Source organism: Thermogutta sp., from assembly GCF_014359955.1.
In the GTDB taxonomy this organism is placed as follows: domain Bacteria; phylum Planctomycetota; class Planctomycetia; order Pirellulales; family Thermoguttaceae; genus Thermogutta.
Genome location: NZ_JACIYL010000619.1, coordinates 1 through 2,741, shown reverse-complemented (window position 1 = coordinate 2,741; position 2,741 = coordinate 1). Strand labels below are relative to the sequence as shown.

The following is a 2,741-nucleotide window of genomic DNA, read 5'->3' as shown; positions in this document are numbered from 1 at the left end:
CTGGAGCTGCCGCTCCCGGACCACCGTGACAATCCACTGACCATCGGCGGTGAAGAAGAGCCACTCGTCACTGAGTCCGGCCTGCTTGGCGCTCACCAGACGGGTTCTTGTGGCTGTGTCCCACAGGCTGATGGTGGAGTCCCGAAAGGCCAGGCCTTCCACCGTGGCGATGCGGGTGCCATCCGGGGATACAGCGATTGCCCGCACGATGCGGTTCTCTGTCTCCAGGCGGGGAGGCACCTCCTGCTTTTCCAGATCCCAGACATTGAGAATACCCTGGGAGGCGGTGTACACCAATCGGGAATCTTTGGAGAAAGTTCCATACACGGCGTAGCCCGTGTGGGCACTCAGCCGATGGCTTTGGGAGAGATTCCGGACGTCCCACACGCGGGCGGTGTAGTCTTCCGCGGCCGTGAGGAGATAACGCCCGTCCGGAGAAAAGCGGACCGTTCGGATGGGATGGAAATGGACATCGCGGAGGTATCGGGCCTGGCGCGTGGTGAGGTTGTAGAGCCAGATGCTACCACCGGCAGCTCCCGCCAGCAAATTGCTGTCCGGCGAAAAGTCGAGGGACCACACCGGCTCCTGAAACTCGCGAACCTGGTGGACGATTTCCAGATCCGGCCAGGAGACGAGGGCCACGCGGCCATTCGCCGATCCACAGGCGATGAGGCGGCCGTTCGGAGCAATCGCCACCGAGCGAAACATTCCTGCGGAAAATCGCGCGGATTCCCGAACGACAATAGGCCGCTGGACTCCCGAATTGACGGAAGGAATCGCGAAGAACACGGCATCGCCCGGTCCCAGGGTGCGGAGAACGTTTGGCGTGAGGACGGTGACTTTATGGGTGTGAGCCGGGCGAGCCGAGCCCGGTGGATCTCCCGTCGTCATTTTACCCGTGGCCGCGAAATCGTCACGGCCCTGAGAGATCTTGAAGACGCCCACTCCGCCGTCGGTTGCGGCCAGGAGGAATTCGCCTTGCGGGTGAAACGCGACGTCCCAAGCCACGTCGTCTTCGGTCAGGGGAAACGCGCGAATGAGGCGGACGGGCGGCTCTTCCGAGGGAGTCCACTGCCACAGATGGATCGTATGGTCGTACGAACTGGTGGCGAAGACATCACCGGTCGGAGCAAACGCCATCGCGGCGATCCAGTCGGAATGAGCGGGCAGCGTCTCTTTGACGATATGCGCCTGGGTGTCCCACAGGATGATCGAGCCGTCCCAGGTTCCCCAGAGAAGGAAGCGGCCATCGGGAGACATCACGAGACGGCGGACCCATTTGTCCTCACTGGGGGCGACGGTCCAGGACGTGCGGCCTTCCAGACAGAGGTTGTGAAGGAGATTCCAGACAAAGTCGCGGAGATCGGGGGGGCAGCGATCATGATCTTCGAGGATGGCGAGGGCCTGGGCGGGGTTTTCAAAAAGGAGTTCTTCCGCGCGAAACAGCGCGTCCACATAGCGTTGGTGGCGCGAGGCATCCTCCTGGGAGCGGAGTTCCTCCGCCTGCTGTTCGGCGAGATGGCTGAGGGCGCGCCGATCGGCCTCGATCCGCTCCATCTCACTGGCGTACCAGCGCAGCCCCACGATGGCGACCGACACGGACACCGCGATGGCCGCCAGTGAAAGGGCGACCGTGGTGTGTCGGCGCAGCCACTTGAGGGCCCGCTCGACCGGTCCCGCCGGGCGTGCCCAAATGACCTGCCCTTCCAGAAACCGATGGAGATCGTCGGCCAGGGCACCAGCCGAGGGGTAGCGCCGGCTGGGGTCTTTCTCCAGACATTTCAGACAGATCGTTACCAGATCGCGGTGGACCGAGGGTTGGAGACGGTTGGGGGGAACGGGGTCCTGATGCCGAACCTGAAGCAACGTTTCGATGACGTTTCGCCCGTGAAACGGTGGGCGACCCGTCAGGAGCTCGTACAGGATGGCGCCCAGGGCGTAAACGTCGGTGGCCGGCCCGACCCGTCCGATCTCGCTGGAAGTTTGTTCGGGGGCCATATAAGCAGGCGTCCCGATCAACTCCTCCTCGGTGGTCATAAGAGATTTCTCATCCAAACGTTTGGCCAATCCGAAATCCGCAATTTTCGGACTGCCGTCGGCATCCAGAAGAACGTTGGCCGGTTTCAGGTCGCGATGCAGGATATGGTGTTCATGGGCGTACTGGACGGCGCGGGCGAGAGTGGCCACCATCTTTGCGGCCTCGCGGGGACTCCATACCTTGTCGGGCCGATCGGCGAGGGAGCCTCCCTCGAGGTACTCCATGGCCACGAACCAGGACTCGGCACTCTCGCCGATTTCGTAAATTTGCACGATATGAGGATGGCGGAGAGCGGCGGCGGCTTCGACCTCGGCGAGAAAACGTTGCCGCGCCGTTTTGTCCCAGGCGGCCTGGTTTACCACCTTGAGAGCGACGAATCGTTTTAGCCGCAGGTCCCGGGCTTTGTACACGATGGCGGTGGCGCCCCGGCCGATCTCTTCCAAAAGCTCGTAATGTCCCAAGACGGTGGGGAACTCGCGATCCTCCTGGCCCGTGTCTTCGGTACTCTGCGAAGCGCCACTCGCTGTTTGCTGGTCGGAAACGATTGTTGCCGACTGGCTTTCATCCCCGTGTTGCCGGAACGCGTCTCCAGAATCCGGCTGCTCTGTTTCCGTCTTCGCGGGAACGTCGGTTTGCAGGGAACTGGCATCGAGAAGGGGCGCACGGCCGTCCGTTTCCCCGAGAGCGGTTTCGTGCAACGATT

General features: G+C 62.5%; 1 protein-coding gene. It reads right to left on the bottom strand.

Annotated elements, in window-relative coordinates; translation table 11 throughout:
• Positions 1-2,741, bottom strand: a 2,741-nt coding sequence (locus tag H5U08_RS15080) for a protein kinase (RefSeq protein ID WP_297034843.1), incomplete at both ends; no start/stop codon positions are given.